The sequence below is a fragment of the Pseudonocardia sp. CA-107938 genome (genome assembly GCF_050936315.1).
Lineage (GTDB): Bacteria > Actinomycetota > Actinomycetes > Mycobacteriales > Pseudonocardiaceae > Pseudonocardia.
This window is the reverse complement of the sequence record NZ_JBNJNA010000001.1, coordinates 5,212,576-5,227,179: the sequence shown is the minus strand read 5'-3', so window position 1 is coordinate 5,227,179 and position 14,604 is coordinate 5,212,576. Positions and strand designations below refer to the sequence as shown.

13 protein-coding genes are annotated in these 14,604 nt (G+C 73.0%); 7 read left to right on the top strand and 6 right to left on the bottom strand.

What is annotated here, in order from left to right:
* Nucleotides 1–7 precede the first annotated feature (7 nt).
* From ACQEVB_RS25810 to ACQEVB_RS25795, 4 genes are all read left to right on the top strand, one after another.
* Nucleotides 8–1,402: an extracellular solute-binding protein gene (locus ACQEVB_RS25810; protein ID WP_432976117.1), complete on the top strand. Its 1,395-nt coding sequence runs from the start codon at nucleotides 8–10 to the stop codon at nucleotides 1,400–1,402.
* Nucleotides 1,399–2,319, top strand: coding sequence for a carbohydrate ABC transporter permease (locus ACQEVB_RS25805; protein ID WP_432976114.1), 921 nt, complete (start codon nucleotides 1,399–1,401; stop codon nucleotides 2,317–2,319). The genes ACQEVB_RS25810 and ACQEVB_RS25805 overlap by 4 nt, the downstream gene beginning before the upstream one ends.
* The gene (locus ACQEVB_RS25800) at nucleotides 2,316–3,212 is read left to right on the top strand and encodes a carbohydrate ABC transporter permease (RefSeq protein ID WP_432976111.1); all 897 of its coding nucleotides are present in this window, start codon (nucleotides 2,316–2,318) and stop codon (nucleotides 3,210–3,212) included. The genes ACQEVB_RS25805 and ACQEVB_RS25800 overlap by 4 nt, the downstream gene beginning before the upstream one ends.
* Before the next feature lie 143 nt (nucleotides 3,213–3,355).
* Nucleotides 3,356–3,739, top strand: coding sequence for an STAS domain-containing protein (locus ACQEVB_RS25795; RefSeq protein ID WP_432976108.1), 384 nt, complete (start codon nucleotides 3,356–3,358; stop codon nucleotides 3,737–3,739).
* A gap of 3 nt (nucleotides 3,740–3,742) precedes the next feature.
* Here ACQEVB_RS25795 and ACQEVB_RS25790 read toward each other — a convergent pair whose 3' ends face one another.
* The 5 genes from ACQEVB_RS25790 to ACQEVB_RS25770 form a co-directional block, all read right to left on the bottom strand.
* The gene (locus tag ACQEVB_RS25790; RefSeq protein ID WP_432976105.1) at nucleotides 3,743–5,482 is read right to left on the bottom strand and encodes an ABC transporter ATP-binding protein; all 1,740 of its coding nucleotides are present in this window, start codon (nucleotides 5,480–5,482) and stop codon (nucleotides 3,743–3,745) included.
* On the bottom strand, nucleotides 5,479–7,227 hold the full coding sequence (locus tag ACQEVB_RS25785; protein WP_432976102.1) for an ABC transporter transmembrane domain-containing protein: 1,749 nt from the start codon (nucleotides 7,225–7,227) through the stop codon (nucleotides 5,479–5,481). Before ACQEVB_RS25785 ends, ACQEVB_RS25790 begins: the two co-directional genes overlap by 4 nt.
* A gap of 40 nt (nucleotides 7,228–7,267) precedes the next feature.
* Nucleotides 7,268–8,062: a DUF6585 family protein gene (locus ACQEVB_RS25780; RefSeq protein ID WP_432976099.1), complete on the bottom strand. Its 795-nt coding sequence runs from the start codon at nucleotides 8,060–8,062 to the stop codon at nucleotides 7,268–7,270.
* On the bottom strand, nucleotides 8,059–8,925 hold the full coding sequence (locus ACQEVB_RS25775; protein WP_432976096.1) for a hypothetical protein: 867 nt from the start codon (nucleotides 8,923–8,925) through the stop codon (nucleotides 8,059–8,061). The genes ACQEVB_RS25780 and ACQEVB_RS25775 overlap by 4 nt, the downstream gene beginning before the upstream one ends.
* Nucleotides 8,926–9,012: 87 nt before the next feature.
* Complete coding sequence (locus ACQEVB_RS25770) at nucleotides 9,013–9,888, bottom strand: PfkB family carbohydrate kinase (RefSeq protein WP_432976094.1); 876 nt, start codon at nucleotides 9,886–9,888, stop codon at nucleotides 9,013–9,015.
* Between the two features lie 334 nt (nucleotides 9,889–10,222).
* Here ACQEVB_RS25770 and ACQEVB_RS25765 point away from each other — a divergent pair, with 334 nt between their 5' ends.
* From ACQEVB_RS25765 to ACQEVB_RS25755, 3 genes are all read left to right on the top strand, one after another.
* Nucleotides 10,223–11,050, top strand: a complete 828-nt coding sequence (locus ACQEVB_RS25765; protein WP_432976091.1) for an LLM class flavin-dependent oxidoreductase — start codon at nucleotides 10,223–10,225, stop codon at nucleotides 11,048–11,050.
* 140 nt (nucleotides 11,051–11,190) lie between these two features.
* Nucleotides 11,191–13,020 carry a flavin-containing monooxygenase gene (locus ACQEVB_RS25760; protein ID WP_432976088.1) on the top strand — a complete coding sequence of 610 codons (1,830 nt, stop codon included), beginning with the start codon at nucleotides 11,191–11,193 and terminating at the stop codon, nucleotides 13,018–13,020.
* 148 nt (nucleotides 13,021–13,168) lie between these two features.
* Nucleotides 13,169–13,996 carry a LytR/AlgR family response regulator transcription factor gene (locus tag ACQEVB_RS25755; RefSeq protein WP_432976085.1) on the top strand — a complete coding sequence of 276 codons (828 nt, stop codon included), beginning with the start codon at nucleotides 13,169–13,171 and terminating at the stop codon, nucleotides 13,994–13,996.
* 145 nt (nucleotides 13,997–14,141) lie between these two features.
* On the opposite strand, the gene ACQEVB_RS25750 is transcribed toward ACQEVB_RS25755, so the two are convergent.
* Nucleotides 14,142–14,561, bottom strand: coding sequence for an ester cyclase (locus tag ACQEVB_RS25750; RefSeq protein ID WP_432976082.1), 420 nt, complete (start codon nucleotides 14,559–14,561; stop codon nucleotides 14,142–14,144).
* Between the last annotated feature and the right edge of the window lie 43 nt (nucleotides 14,562–14,604).

Sequence of the window (14,604 nt, the reverse complement as noted above, 5' to 3'; positions counted from 1 at the left end):
AACACAGATGGCACGGCAGACAACGACGTCAGCCTCCCGGCGGATCCTGGCCGCCGCGACGGCCGTCGTCGCGATGGCGACGATCGCCGCGTGCGGCGGCGGATCCGGCGGTGGCGGTGCCGCCGCCCCCGGCGACACGTCGAAGATCACGGTCAGCTACCGGCAGTTCGGCGCCTCCGAGGTGCAGAAGAACTTCCTGACCAAGGTCAAGGCGGAGTTCGAGAAGAGCCACCCCGGGGTGACCGTCGACCTGCAGCCGGTGCTCGCCGGCGAGGCGGAGTACCCGACGAAGCTGCAGCTGGCCATGCGCTCGACCCGCACGTCGCCCGACCTGGTCTACGAGGACACGTTCCAGATCAACTCCGACATCAAGGCCGGCTTCCTGCGCCCGCTCGACGACCGCATCGCCGGCTGGTCGGACTGGGCGAACTTCACCAAGACCGCGCAGAGCGCCGGCAAGGCGCTCGACGGCAAGACGTACGGGATCCCGGACGGCACCGACACCCGCGGGATCTGGTTCAACAAGAACCTCCTCGCCCAGGCCGGCCTGCCGGCGGACTGGCAGCCGAAGAACTGGGACGAGATCCTCGCCGCGGCCCGCACCGTCAAGGCGAAGGTGCCCGGCGTCATCCCGCTGAACGTCTACGCCGGCAAGGGCGTCGGCGAGGCGTCGTCCATGCAGGGCTTCGAGATGCTGCTCTACGGCACGCAGGACACCCTCTACGACAACGCGTCGCAGAAGTGGATCACCGGGAGCAAGGGCTTCACCGACGCGCTCCGGTTCGTCGACACGGTCTTCAAGGAGGGCCTGGGCCCGTCCCCGCAGCAGGCGCTGGAGACCACCTGGACCAACAAGGTCGGCCAGGAGCTGCTGCCGCAGAGCAAGCTCGCCATCGCGATCGACGGCTCGTGGCTCACGAACAACTGGCTGCCCACCGGCGCCAGCCCGTGGCCGGACTGGAACAAGGTGATGGGCACCGCGTACATGCCGACCCAGACCGGTCAGGCGCCCGGCAAGATCAGCCTGTCCGGCGGGTGGACCTGGGCGATCCCGAACAACTCGGACAACCCGGACGGCGCGTGGGAGCTGACCAAGCTGCTGTCGGACCGCCAGCGCCAGCTCACCTGGGCGATCGACAACGTGCAGATCCCCGTCCGCACCGACGTCGCCAACGACCAGACGTACCTGTCGGCGAACCCGACCAACGGGTTCTTCGCCTCGCTCGTCGACGTCACGAAGTACCGGCCCGCCTACGCGGTCTACCCCCGCATCTCCGCGGAGATCCAGCTGGCCACGGAGAAGCTCATCACCGGCTCGGCGACCGTCGAGCAGGCCGCCCAGGGCTATGACGAGCAGGTGAAGTCCATCGCCGGCAACGACGTGCAGCCCGCCGGGTCATGACCGTCACCGCCGACCGGACCGCGCTGCAGGGTCTCGATCGGCCGGCCCGCGGCAGGCGCGCGCTCGTGCGCGGCCTGCCGCTGGGTCCGGCGGTGCTGCTGCTCGGCGTGTTCCTGGCCGGGCCGATCCTCTACGGCGTCATCGCCTCGTTCACCGACCTGCAGCTGACCGGCGCGTCGGAGACGAACTTCGTCGGGTTCGACAACTACGTGAAGGCGTTCGGCAGCGCGGACTTCCGGTCGTCCGTGCTGTACACGCTGTTCTTCACCGTCGTCTCGGCGATCATCGGGCAGAACGTGCTGGGCCTCCTGCTGGCGCTGCTCATGCGCTCGGCGACGGCCGCGGTGCGCGCGGTGGTGAGCGCGATCGTCATCGGCGCGTGGGTGCTGCCCGAGGTCGTCATCGGCTACCTCTGGCTGACCTTCCTCGGCGACGGCGGCACGCTCAACAACGTGCTCGCCTGGTTCGGCGGATCCGGCCAGAACTGGCTCTTCACGTTCCCGATCCTGGCCGTGTCCATCGCGAACATCTGGCGCGGCACCGCGTTCTCGATGCTCGTCTACTCGGCGGCGCTCTCCGACGTGCCGCAGGACATCGTCGAGGCGGCCCGGGTCGACGGCGCCGGCAACTGGCGGACGCTGATCTCGATCACGTTGCCGATGATCCGGCGCTCGATCGCGACCAACCTGATGCTGATCACCCTGCAGACGCTCTCGGTGTTCGGCCTGATCTGGGCCATGACCAAGGGCGGGCCCAGCGGGCACAGCCGGACCATGCCGGTGTTCGCGTACGAGCAGGCCGTCCAGTACTCGCAACTGGGGTACGGCACGGCGCTCGCGCTGATCCTGCTCTGCATCGGCGCCCTGTTCTCGCTGGTCTACCTGCGGGGCCTGAAGCTCGAGGAGAACCCGGCATGAGCGCGGACATCGCCGCACCGATCACGACCTCACCGACCACCGCACCGGCTGTCGTGGCCCACCGGCGGCGGTCCCGGGGGCTGGTCGGCAAGGGCGTGGTCAACCTGGTGCTGGTCGGCATCGGCGCCTGCTACGTCGTCCCCCTGCTGTGGCTGGTGTTCGCCTCGTTCGACGCGAAGGCTGGGCTTTCCGTGCAGTGGCCCGGGGAGTGGTCGCTGGACAACTTCCGGGCCGTGCTCAACGAGGACACCACCTACCGGCCGATGCTCAACGGCCTGATCCTCTGCGGCGGGGCCACGCTGGTCACGATGGTCGCGGCGGTGCTCGCCGCGTACCCGCTGTCGCGGTACCGGTCGCGGTTCAAGCGCCCGTTCATGCTCACCGTGCTGTTCATGACGGGCCTGCCGATCACGGCGATCATGGTGCCGGTGAACGGGTTGTTCGTGCAGATCAACCTGATCGACACCTACCTCGGCACCATCCTGTTCATGGCCACCACGGCCCTGCCGATCGCGATCTGGCTGGCCAAGAACTTCATGGACTCGGTGCCGATCGAGCTGGAGGAGGCGGCCTGGACGGACGGTGCCTCGTCGATGCAGGCGCTGCGCCGGGTCGTGCTGCCGCTGATGTGGCCCGGCCTCTCGGTGGTGACGCTCTACACGTTCATCGGGTTGTGGGGGAACTTCTTCGTGCCCTTCATGCTGCTGGTGTCGAACGACCAGCTGCCGGCGTCGGTGAGCATCTACTCGTTCTTCAGCCAGTACGCCGGCGTCGTCTACGGGCAGCTGGCCGCCTACTCGATGATCTACTCGGCGCCCGCGGTGCTGCTGTACCTGTTCCTGTCGCGGCGGCTCGGCGGCGCGTTCACGTTCGGCGGTGCGGTGAAGGGCTGAGCCGACCTCGACCCCGGCCCGCGCCCTCGTCGAGAACGACGTTGTGGCGAACTGTATCGATTCAAAATCACCGTAACGTCGTTCTCGACGGGAGGGTGCGGTGGACCGGGCGAGGGAGGTCCGTTCCCACTAACGTGGTCAGAATGAGTTCCGGTGACCGACCGACCATCGCCGTGACCGTGGGCCGGACGAGCGACGACACGACCGTCGTCACCGTCGAGGGCGAGGTCGACCTGCTCACCGCGCGCCAGCTGATGGACGCGCTGGAGCGGGTCTGGCAGGAGCGCCCCGACGCCACCACGGTGGTCATCGACCTGTCCGGGGTCACGTTCCTCGGCTCGTCCGGGCTGGGGATCCTGGCCGACCTCGCCGGGCGCACCACCACCCGTACCCCGGGCGCGCTCGGGCCGGCCGTCCGGCTGGTGGCCCCGCCCGAGAACGACGCGGTGATCCGCCCGTGGACCACGATGAACCTGCAGCAGATCCTGCCCCTGCACCCCGACGTGGAGTCGGCCCTGAGCGCCTGACGCTCACCCGTGCCAGTGCCGCCAGAGCCGCGCGTACGGCCCGTCGGCGGCGATCAGCTCGTCGTGCGGACCGCACTCGACGATGCGCCCGTCCTCCATGACGGCGACGCGGTCCGCGTCGTGCGCCGTGTGCAGGCGGTGCGCGATCGCGATCACGGTGCGGCCGTGGAGCACCGCGAACATGGAGTGCTCCGCCGCGCGTGCCGTGGCGGGGTCCAGCAACGACGTCGCCTCGTCGAGCACGACGACGTCGGGATCGGCGAGCACCACCCTGGCCAGCGCGATCTGCTGCTCCTGCCCGGCGTCCAGCTCGGTCCCGGCGGCGCCGAGCGCGGTCTCGAGCCCGTCCGGCAGCGCCGCCGCCCACCGGGCGCCGACGGCGTCGAGGGTGGCGACGAGCTCGGAGTCAGTGGCGTGCGGCGCGGCCAGCGCGAGGTTGTCGCGCAGCGTGCCGAGGAAGACGTGGTGCTCCTGGGTGACCATGACGACGCGGCGTTCCTGCGGTCCCAGATCCGCGACGGGGCGGCCGCCGACGGTGACCGTGCCGGCCCGCGGACGGTCGATGCCCGCGACCAGCCGGCCCAGCGTCGACTTCCCCGCCCCCGACGGCCCGACGAGCGCGAGCCGCTCCCCCGGCGCCACGGTCAGCCCGACGTCGTGCAGTACGTCCCGGCCGGGGACGTAGGCGTGCCGCACCGCGGTGACCCGCAGCTCCCCCTCCGGCCCCGACGCCGGCACCACCGGCACCTGCACCGCCCTCGGCACCTCGCCGACCCCGATGACGCGGGCGAGCGACGCCAGCGCACTCTGGAGGGGCTCCAACCGCTGCAGGACGCGGTCCATCGGCTCGATCAGCTGCCAGGCGTAGAGGCTGCCGGTGACGACCGCGCCGAGGCTCACCACGCCTGGACCGAGCCCGCCGACCAGCAGGACCGCGGCCGAGGGGAGGCTGTAGGCGAACTCGCAGACCGGGAAGAGGCGCAGCCGCAGCACGAGCGTGCGCATCCGCGCCTGCCACAGCCCGTCGATCGCGGACTCGGCGGCAGCGATGCGCTGCGGGCCGAGTCGCAGCGCTTCGACGGTGCGCCCGCCCTCCGCGGTGACCGCCAGCTCCTCGGCCACGTCCGACGCCGCCGCCCCCTCGGCCAGGTACGCCGCGGCGGCGTGGCGCAGGTACCGGCGGGTCGCGGCCACGAGCAGCGGTACCCCGACCATCGCGCACGCACCGACCAGCGGGTTGATCACGAACAGTGCGCCGAGCAGCACCGCCACCTGCCCCACCGCGACGACGGCGTCGGGCATCGCGTCGCGCAGCATGGTGGTGACGACGGCGACGTCGGTGGAGCTGCGGGTCGTGAGGTCACCGGTACCGGCGCGCTCCACCACCGCGAGCGGCAGGTCCAGCACGCGTCCCACGAACGTGTCACGCAGCCGCCGCGCCACCCGCTCCCCCAGCCGCGCCGCGGCGCGCCGGGCCGCCCGCACGATCCCGATCTGGGCGACGGTGGCGACCAGCACCAGCGCCGCCACCACGTCGACGTCGACGGGCGGGCCCGTGCCGGCGATGCCGTCGACGAGTTTCCCGACCAGCCACGGTGCCACGGCCGCTGCGGCGGCGGCCGCCGCGGTCAGCGCGAGCACCCCGACCACCGCCCGCCGATCACCGGCGAGCAGCGCCCGGAGCTCGCGCCGCACCGCCGCCCGGTCGGCGACGGGCAGCGCCGTCGCCGCGTCGCTGGTCACCGGGCCACCTCCACCGGCGCGGCGGGCAGGTCGGACTCCTCCGGCGGGTCGGCGCGCCGGACCAGCTCCGCGTAGCGCCGGTCGCGCAGCAGCTCCGCGCGCGTACCGGCGGTATGCACGCGGCCGCGCACCAGGTGGACGACGTGCTCCGCCTGGTCCAGGAGCAGCGGGGTGCTCGCCGCGACGACCGTGGTGCGTCCGGCGCGGCTCGCCCGCAACCGCTCGTAGATCGCGGCCTCGGTGATCGCGTCGACGGCCGAGGTCGGTTCCACCAGCAGCAGCACGTCGGGCTCCGCGGCCAGCGCCCGGGCCAGGCGCAGCCGCTGCCGCTGTCCGCCGGACAGGTTGCGGCCCTGCGCGTCGAGCCGGCCGTCGAGGCCGCCGGGCAGCCCGTCGACGACGTCCTCGGCCACGGCGGTGCGCAGGGCGGAGGCGACCGCCGCCGGCTCGGCGTCGCCGAACGTGGCGCGCAGGGCCCCGGGGAACAGGTGGGCCAGGTTGTCGGCGACGAGCACGCGGGACCGCAGCTCGGCGAGCGGCACGGCGGAGACGGGCACGCCGCCCCAGGTCGCGCCCGCGTCGGTGGTGCTGAACCGGCCGAGCCGGTCGATCACCGCCACCGCGTCGGCCGGGTCGTCGGCGACGAGCGCGGTCAGCAACCCGGCCGGCACCCGCACGCCCGACACCGGGTCGTGCAGCTCGCCGCCGACCGCTGGGGAGGCGGCGCACGGCCGGTCGTCGACGTGGTCCGGGCGGACCGACAGCACAGCCACGATCCGCCGGGCCGAGACGAGCCCGCGCGCCAGCCCCGCCGCCCCGTCGACGAGGAACGCGACCGGGGCGATCAGCTGGGCGACGTAGCCGTACACGGCGACGAGCTCGCCCACCCTGATCTCGCCGCGCACCGCGAGGTGCGCCGACAGCCACACGACGCCGCCCAGGAAGAGCGCGGGCGCGCCCAGGCCGACGGCCTGCACCCAGCTGCTCGTGCCGGCGACGCGGTAGCCGGCGTCCTGCAGGTCGGCGGAGCGTTCGACGTACCGGTCGTGGAAGCCGCGCTGACCGCCCAGCCCGGCGAGCACGCGCAGGCCGGCCACGATGTCGCCGGCCCTGGCCGTCAGCTCGCCCTGCCGGCGCCGGTAGGAGCCCTGCACTCCCTGCAGCCTGCGCAGGAGCGGACCGAGCCCGACCAGGATCGCCGGCACCCCCACCAGCACGACGGTGGCGATCAGCGGCGAGATCCCGGCCAGCACCACCCCGACGACCACGTACGCGACGATCGCGCCGAACCCCGGCCCGGCGAACGTCAGCGACTCGGCGATCGTGCGCGCGTCGGTGCCGCCCACGCTCGCGACCTCGCCGGAGTTCACGGTCCGCGGCAGCGCCGCGCCCGTGCGGACGGCGTGCCGGACGAGCACCCGGTGCGTGCGCATCGCCGCGTCGTTGCGGATGAGCGTCATCGTGCGGTGCCGGTACGCGCCGAGGAGCGCGCTGACCACGCCCATGACGACCACCGCGGCCGTCCAGCCGAGGAGCGCGGCGGTGTCGCCGGCGCGCAGCCCGTCGTCGACGGCGCGGGCGACCAGGTACGGCGGCACGGCCAACCCGGTCATCCACAGCGAGCTCAGCACCATCGCCCGCAGCAGCCGCCACGGCTGGCAGCGCAGCAGCCAGATCAGGTAACGGGCGGGCCCGCGCAGATCGGGCTCGAGATCGCCGACACCGAGCCCCCCAAGCAACCGCACGTCCCGATCGTAGGAAGCAGCCGCGTCGGGGGCACCCGGGTTACGCGCGCTGGGCGTCGATCCGCAGCGCGTCGGCCATGGCGAGGAACACGAACACGTTCGGCACCTCGGAGACGGGCACCTGCTGCGGCCTGCGCGCCTCGAACAGCCAGATGCGGACCTGCCCCTGGTGGGCGTCGACCGCGCGCACCTGCGTCCACTTCACGAGGCCCTTCGGCGTGCCGAGCGTCGCGATGTCGACGGAGAGCGGGCCGTAGCGCACCGTGTGCCCGGACGCCACGGCCTCCAGGTCGCGCGGCGCCCTTGCCGTCGTGAGCCGGCGCTCGATCTCCGGGCCGAGATCGGCCAGCTGGAACGCGGTCGACTCCAGCCGCAGCTCCGGCGTTCCCGGTCTGGTGAACCGGTAGACGTGGTCGGTGCTGGTCACCGTCTTGCCGCGGACGTGGTTGGTGATCTCGCGCCGCACCTCGGTGTCGGTCCACGGGTACGCGACGGCGCCACCGCCGGTCGCGTGCACGAGTCCTCCGTCGAAGAGGTGGATCGTCGAGCCGGTCTTCGCCAACGCCTGTCCGGCCGAGTACACCGCCATGGCCCCGCCGATGGTGAAGAGCACGGCCAGCACCACCAGGAAGCCGGGGTCCTTCGTCGACGCCACGCCGGACCACAGGAAGATCGCGACGGCGACGCCGATCAGCGCGGTCAGGCAGGTGCCCAGCACCTTCGTCGCGGCGGCGCCGTACTCGAAGTACCGGTCGCCGAGCCCGTGGGCGAGGGCGGCCGCGCGCACGGGCTGCGGGGCCTCGGCCACCGTGCGCGTCGGCCCGGGCGCGGTCACGACCGACCTCCCCGCGCCACCATGCCGGCCCCACCGGCCGCTGCCACGACACCGCCGGCGATCAGCAGCCAGCCCGCGACCTCGTCGCCGGGCTGGTCGCCCTTCCACGCGCTGCGGGCGGCTGTCTGCTCCGCCATCCGCTGCTCGTAGGTGAAGCTCTCACCACCGCCGCGAAGGACGATGCATTCGTCCCCGGGACCCATGGTCTGCCCGTCGCAGACCGGTGCGCTCACGGTTGGCGCCGGGTCGGGCTGGACGAGCCACATCCCGACGCCGGCCGCCACGAGCGCACCCAGCACCAGCAGCACACCACGGCCGACGGCGGTCGACCGGCGCTCCTTCGCTGCCCTGGCCAGCGCGACCGGTTCGCCTGCGGCGGCAGCCCGGCCGAGCCAGTCGGCGGCGCCGAAGGTGTCGCCGCGGCCCTCGGCGGCCTCGCCGAGGATCCGCATCGCCCTCGGGTCACCGGCCTCGGCGAGCGGCCGGTAGCGCCGCTCGACGTGCTCGTACCAGCTCTGCGACCGGTGCCGGAAGATCTGCTTCGCGTGCTGCTCGGGCAGCGACCGGTGCTCGCGGCGGCCCGCGTACTCGTCGCCGGCCTTCGCGGCCAGCCCGCGGTACATCTCGGCGAGCGTCGGGTGACCCGTGCGGGCCTGCAACAGCCACAGGTTCCGCAGCGCGACCGGGTTCCGGTCGATCCGCCGGTAGTGGGCTTCTGCGGTGTCCCGGCGGCCGAGCAGCTCGCACAGCCAGCCCAGCTCCACGCGCGCGTTCTCGTCACCGCGATCGGCGGCGGCCACGAGCCGTGCGTGGGTCGTGTCGAGGTCCTCTGCCGTCGAACCGGTCTCCTGCGGCGTGGTCATGCGGTCCCTCCCCGTCCGGTGTCCCGGCGGGCGACCGACGGCGGCCACCCCCGGTTGGTCGGGTGTGACGGCTGTCACATTGGAGCGTCAGCCGCGAGCACCGCTGGTGGTCACGGCGCGCGCCGCGGCCGCGTTCGCGGCACGGGCGGCCGCGACGACGTCGTCGCCCGCGGTGAGGCGGGCGGCCAGGGTGCCGTTGAACGCGTCCCCGGCGCCGGTCGTGTCGACGACGGTGACCGGCTCGGCCGGCAGGTGGACGGGCTCGTGACCCGGCTCCGCCACCAATACCCCGCCCCCGCCCAACGTGACGACGACGGGCGCGCCGGTGCGCCCGGCCAGCGCGGCAGCCGTCGCTGCCGGCGTGTCGCCGGACAGGCCGGCCGCGGCGGCGAGGTCGGTCAGCTCCCCGGCGTTGGGCGTGAGCACCGGCCCGTGGTCGAGCAACCCGGCGAGCTCGGGCAGCACCGGGGCCGGGTTGAGCACGCAGACGACGCCCGCCGCAGCAGCGGTCTCCACCGCCGCGACGACGGCGTCCGCAGGGATCTCCGTGCTCACCAGCACGGCCGCCGCGCCCTCGACGGCCGCGCGCACGGTCCCCGGATCCACCCGCCCGTTGGCGCCCGCGCCCACCGCGATCTGGTTCTCGCCGCGCTCGTCGACGACGATGAGCGCCACCCCGGTGGCGATCCCGTCCACCACGGCCACCGCCGACACGTCGACGCCGGCGGCGCGCAGCTCTGCCAGCGCACTCGTGCCCAGCTCGTCGTCGCCGACGGCACCCGCGTAGCGCACGGCCACCCCGTCGACGGCGGCCCGCGCCGCCGCGACCGCCGCATTGGCGCCCTTCCCGCCGCCGAAGCGGCGCATCTCCGGCCCGACGACGGTCTCCCCGGGGCCGGGCAACCGCGGCGCCCGCACCACCAGATCGACGTTGACCGCACCCACGACCACCAGCGTCCGCACCCGCCCACCTTGCCAGGCCGGCGTGCCGCCGCCCGCGCCCCCACACCGGCCCGCGAGTCGCGGTCTCCAGGTCCGCGAGTCGCGGTTTCCGCGCCGGCGAGTTGCGGATCCTGGCACGCGAACGCGCCCGACGCGCTGCCGCATGTGTGTTCCGCATGCGTGCGACATGCCGAACGGTGCGCGAGGTCGTGACGCCAGCACTGTCGAGGGCCGCATCCGACCACGAGGCTGATCACCGCACGACCGATCGTCGTGCGGTGTCGAACGCGCTGCCGCCCGTTCGTGGAGGAGACGACGCCCGGCATACGGCCGGGCCACCGGGAGGGAATGCCCCATGACGACCGATGCGACGCGCGAGGTCAGGCCGCTGCGGTTCGGAGTCGTCGCGCCGATCAGCACCGACCTGCCGTCGTGGCGTGATCAGCTGCGCGGTCTTGCCGACAGCGGCTACTCGACGATCCTGATGCCCGACGTGCCGCAGTGGCAGCCGGCACCGGGCCCGGCGCTCGCCGTGGCGGCGACGGTCACCGACCTGCGCGTGGGGACCTGGGTGTACGCGTCGCCGGTTCGCCCTGCGTGGATCACCGCGTGGGAGGCGCACTCGCTGTCCGTGCTCACCGAGGGGCGGTTCGAGATGGGCATCGGCACCGGCCGGCCGGGGCTCAACGCCCAGCTCCGTGAGCTGGGGCTGCCGACCACTCCGCTGAGCGAGCGCCCGGACCAGGTGCGGGACGTCGTCGCGGCCCTGCGCGACCTCGACGGCCTGGACGGGCACACCCCGGTCGTCATCGCCGCGGGCAGCGCGCAGTCCGAGGCACTCGCCGCCGAGCTCGCCGACACGGTGACCTTCGTGATGCCGCAGACCGAGACGCGCGCCACGACGACGCAACGGGTGCAGGGCTTCGACAACCGGCGCGACCTGGAGCTGGCGCTGCACGTGCCCGTGGTCGGCGACTCGGTCGCCCCGTTCATGGCCGGGCCCGGCACCGACCCGGCCGAGGTCCGGGCGGCGGACTCCTTGGCGTTCCTGCCCGACGACCCCGCTGCCGCAGCCGAGGAGATCCACCGGCGACGAGCCGAGCTCGGGTTCACCTACTTCGTGGTCGGCACCGAGGGCGCGCGTGCCCTCGCGTCCGTCGTCGCCGAGCTGGCCGGACGGTAGCCGGCGGGACCGACCTGACCGTCGAGGCAGGTCCGTGCGCGGCGACGGCGCCGGACCCCTTCCCTCGCCGCCGTGGATCGGGTTGGTTCGGATGCAGGCGCCGCAACGTCGCGGTGCCGCTGACCGGAGAGGCCGATCCCATGACGCAGATCCTCGAACCGGTGCCGGCCGCTGCCCCCTCACCGGCGCGGCGACGCGCGGAGCAGTGGCTGGCCGACCTCGAGTCCGCCCTCACCGCGGGCGACGCCGACCGCGCGGCCGCCCTCTTCGCCCCCACGAGCTTCTGGCGCGACCTCGTGGCGTTCACCTGGAACATCACGACCGTCGAGAACCGGGACGGGGTGGCCGACCTGGTGGCGGCGACGGCGGCCCGCACCGGCGCTTCGCACTTCCGCGTCGCCGACGGCGAGGAGCCGGACGAGGCGGACGGCGTCGTCACGGCATACGTCACGTTCGAGACGGCGGTCGGGCGGGGGTCCGGCCTCGTCCGGCTGACCGACGAGGGCGCGTTCACGTTCCTCACCACCCTCGACGAGCTGAAGGGGCACGAGGAGCGCCGGGGCCCGACCCGGCCACGAGGTGTGGAGCACGGGGCGTTCAAGGGCCGGGTGACGTGGAAGGAGCGGCGCACGGCGGAGGTCGAGGGGCTGGGCACCGACCGGCAGCCGTACGTCGTGGTGATCGGCGGCGGGCAGGGCGGCATCGCGCTCGGCGCCCGGCTGCGCCAGCTCGGCGTCGACCACGTGGTGGTGGACAAGCACCCCCGCCCGGGCGACAACTGGCGCAGCCGCTACAAGTCGCTCTGCCTGCACGACCCGGTCTGGTACGACCACCTGCCCTACCTGCCGTTCCCCGCGAACTGGCCGGTGTTCGCGCCGAAGGACAAGATCGGCGACTGGCTCGAGATGTACACGCGGGTCATGGAGGTCAACTACTGGGGCTCCACCACCGCGCGCACCGCCACCTGGGACGACGCCGCGAAGGAGTGGACGGTCACCGTCGACCGGGACGGCACGGAGGTGGTGCTGAAGCCGAAGCAGCTGGTGTTCGCGCTCGGGGTGTCGGGCAAGCCGAACGTACCCGTGTTCCCCGGTCAGGACGTCTTCGCCGGCGAGCAGCACCACAGCTCCCAGCACCCCGGGCCGGACGCGTACAAGGACAAGAAGGTCGTCGTCGTCGGCTCCAACAACTCGGCGTTCGACATCTGCGCGGCGCTGTGGGAGGTCGGTGCCGACGTCACGATGGTGCAGCGCAGCTCCACCCACATCGTGAAGTCCGACACGCTGATGGACATCGGGCTCGGCGACCTCTACTCCGAGCGGGCCGTCGCCGCCGGCGTCACCACGTTCAAGGCCGACACGATCTTCGCGTCGCTGCCCTACCGGATCCTGCACACGTTCCAGATCCCGCAGTACGAGGCGATGGCGGAGCGGGACAAGGACTTCTACGAACGGCTGGAGAAGTCGGGCTTCCGGCACGACTGGGGCGACGACGGCTCCGGCCTGTTCATGAAGTACCTGCGCCGCGGGTCCGGCTACTACATCGACGTCGGCGCCGGTGACCTGGTGGCCAACGGCGACATCCCCGTCGTGCAGGGCCAGGTCGTGGAGCTCACCGAGCACGCCGTGCGGCTCGACGACGGCACGGAGCTGCCGGCCGACGTCGTCGTCTATGCCACCGGGTACGGCTCGATGAACGGACTGGCCGCCGACATCGTCGGCCAGGAGATCGCCGACAAGGTGGGCAAGGTGTGGGGCCTGGGCTCCGACACCACCAAGGATCCCGGCCCGTGGGAGGGCGAGGAGCGCAACATGTGGAAGCCGACCCAGCAGGAGGGGCTGTGGTTCCACGGCGGCAACCTGCACCAGTCCCGCTACTACTCGCTCTACCTCGCGCTGCAGCTGAAGGCCCGCCAGGAGGGCATCGACACGCCCGTCCACGCCCTGCAAGAGCGCCATCACCTGTCGTGAGCGCGCCACCCGTTCGGGCGCTGCACCACGAAGCTGCTGCTCAGGCCGTTACCAACAGTGATGCGTTTCCGTTATAGACATCACTCGTTGGGAGGAAGGTAGGTGCAGAACTGCCGGACCGGCGTCCGGCCCAGAGGTGGGGGCAACCGTGATCGCAGCGACTCTGGACAGACGCGGCCCGGCGGCCGGTGCGGGCATCGCGGGCGAGGGCATGACCGTCCTCGCCGTCGACGACGAACGTCCCGCCCTGGACGACCTCGTGTACCTGCTCGGCGCCGACGAGCACGTCGGCACGATCCTGACCGCGGGCAACGCCGTCGAGGCCATGCGGATCCTCGCCGCCGACCCGCGGCGGACCGACAGCTCCGCCCCCGGCGTGGACGTGGTCTTCCTCGACATCCGCATGCCAGGGGTCGACGGGCTGGAGCTGGCCAGGGCGTGCAACGCGCTGCCGTCGCCGCCGCTGGTGGTGTTCGTGACGGCGCACGAGGACAAGGCGGTCGCCGCGTTCGACCTCGGCGCGGTCGACTACCTGCTCAAGCCGCTGCACTCCGCCCGGCTCACCACCACCCTCGACCGGATCGCCGCCGTCCGCGCCGGTTCCACGGCGCCCGCCGTCGAGGAGGTCGTGCCGGTGGAGCTCGGCGGTACCACCACGATGGTGCCGCGCTCGGCGGTCCGCTGGGTCGAGGCGCAGGGCGACTACGTGCGGCTGCACACCGACGGCGAGAACCACCTGGTCCGCATGCCGCTCGGGGAGCTGGAGGCCCGCTGGCGCGACGCCGGCTTCCTGCGCATCCACCGCTCGTTCCTCGTCGCGCGCGGCCGGATCACCGCGCTGCGCAAGACGACGCCCGGACACGTCGTGCACGTCGACACCGGCGGCGACCCGGCCGAGGTCGAGCTGCCCGTCAGCCGCCGGCACCTGGCCGCGGTGCGCGCCGAGCTGCGTGGCGACTGGTCCGACCTGAGCTGACCTGAGTCGACTCGACCGGTCGCGGGGCGACTTTCGGGGGTCGTGCCGCGGCGTCGGGTCCGGTTGGATCGCGGCAACGCGACGAACCCTCCCCGTCGCGTAGGGGGCAGCCCCGGTCGTGCCCTGACCGGGCTGCCTCCGCAGGTCAGGCGATGCCCAGCTGGGTCCGCACGGCGTGCTCGTCCCACAGGGTCCAGCGCTGCACGAACCGGCCGGACGGGCCGATCCGGTAGATGTCGACCAGGTCGACCTGCAGCTGGGCGCCGGTGGCCGCCGGTAGCCCCCCGAACTCGGCACCGTCGTGCGTGCCGCTGAGCGTGAGCCGCTGGACCAGCGTGTCGCCCTCGACGATCTGCTGCTCCGTGTGCGCGCGCAGGTCCGGGAACGCGTGCCGCATGGCCGTGACGAACGCCGTCAGCTCGTCGGCGCCGGTGGTGCGGCCCTCCACCGCCAGGTACTGGGTGTAGCCGGGATCGATGAGCTCGTCGACGACGGCGAGATCGCCCTGGTTGAACAGCTCCTCGGTGATGCGCCGGGCCCGTGCCCGGATCTCGTCTGGGGTCATGGACCCAGGCTGCGGGTTCGCACGTGACGCGAACACGACGGCG

Coding starts and splice junctions, on each gene's coding strand:
- ACQEVB_RS25805 (WP_432976114.1), top strand. CDS start 1,399: ATGACCGTCACCGCCGACCGGACCGCGCTGCAGGGTCTCGATCGGCCG.
- ACQEVB_RS25775 (WP_432976096.1), bottom strand. CDS start 8,925: ATGACCACGCCGCAGGAGACCGGTTCGACGGCAGAGGACCTCGACACG.
- ACQEVB_RS25765 (WP_432976091.1), top strand. CDS start 10,223: ATGACGACCGATGCGACGCGCGAGGTCAGGCCGCTGCGGTTCGGAGTC.
- ACQEVB_RS25810 (WP_432976117.1), top strand. CDS start 8: ATGGCACGGCAGACAACGACGTCAGCCTCCCGGCGGATCCTGGCCGCC.
- ACQEVB_RS25750 (WP_432976082.1), bottom strand. CDS start 14,561: ATGACCCCAGACGAGATCCGGGCACGGGCCCGGCGCATCACCGAGGAG.
- ACQEVB_RS25760 (WP_432976088.1), top strand. CDS start 11,191: ATGACGCAGATCCTCGAACCGGTGCCGGCCGCTGCCCCCTCACCGGCG.
- ACQEVB_RS25800 (WP_432976111.1), top strand. CDS start 2,316: ATGAGCGCGGACATCGCCGCACCGATCACGACCTCACCGACCACCGCA.
- ACQEVB_RS25795 (WP_432976108.1), top strand. CDS start 3,356: ATGAGTTCCGGTGACCGACCGACCATCGCCGTGACCGTGGGCCGGACG.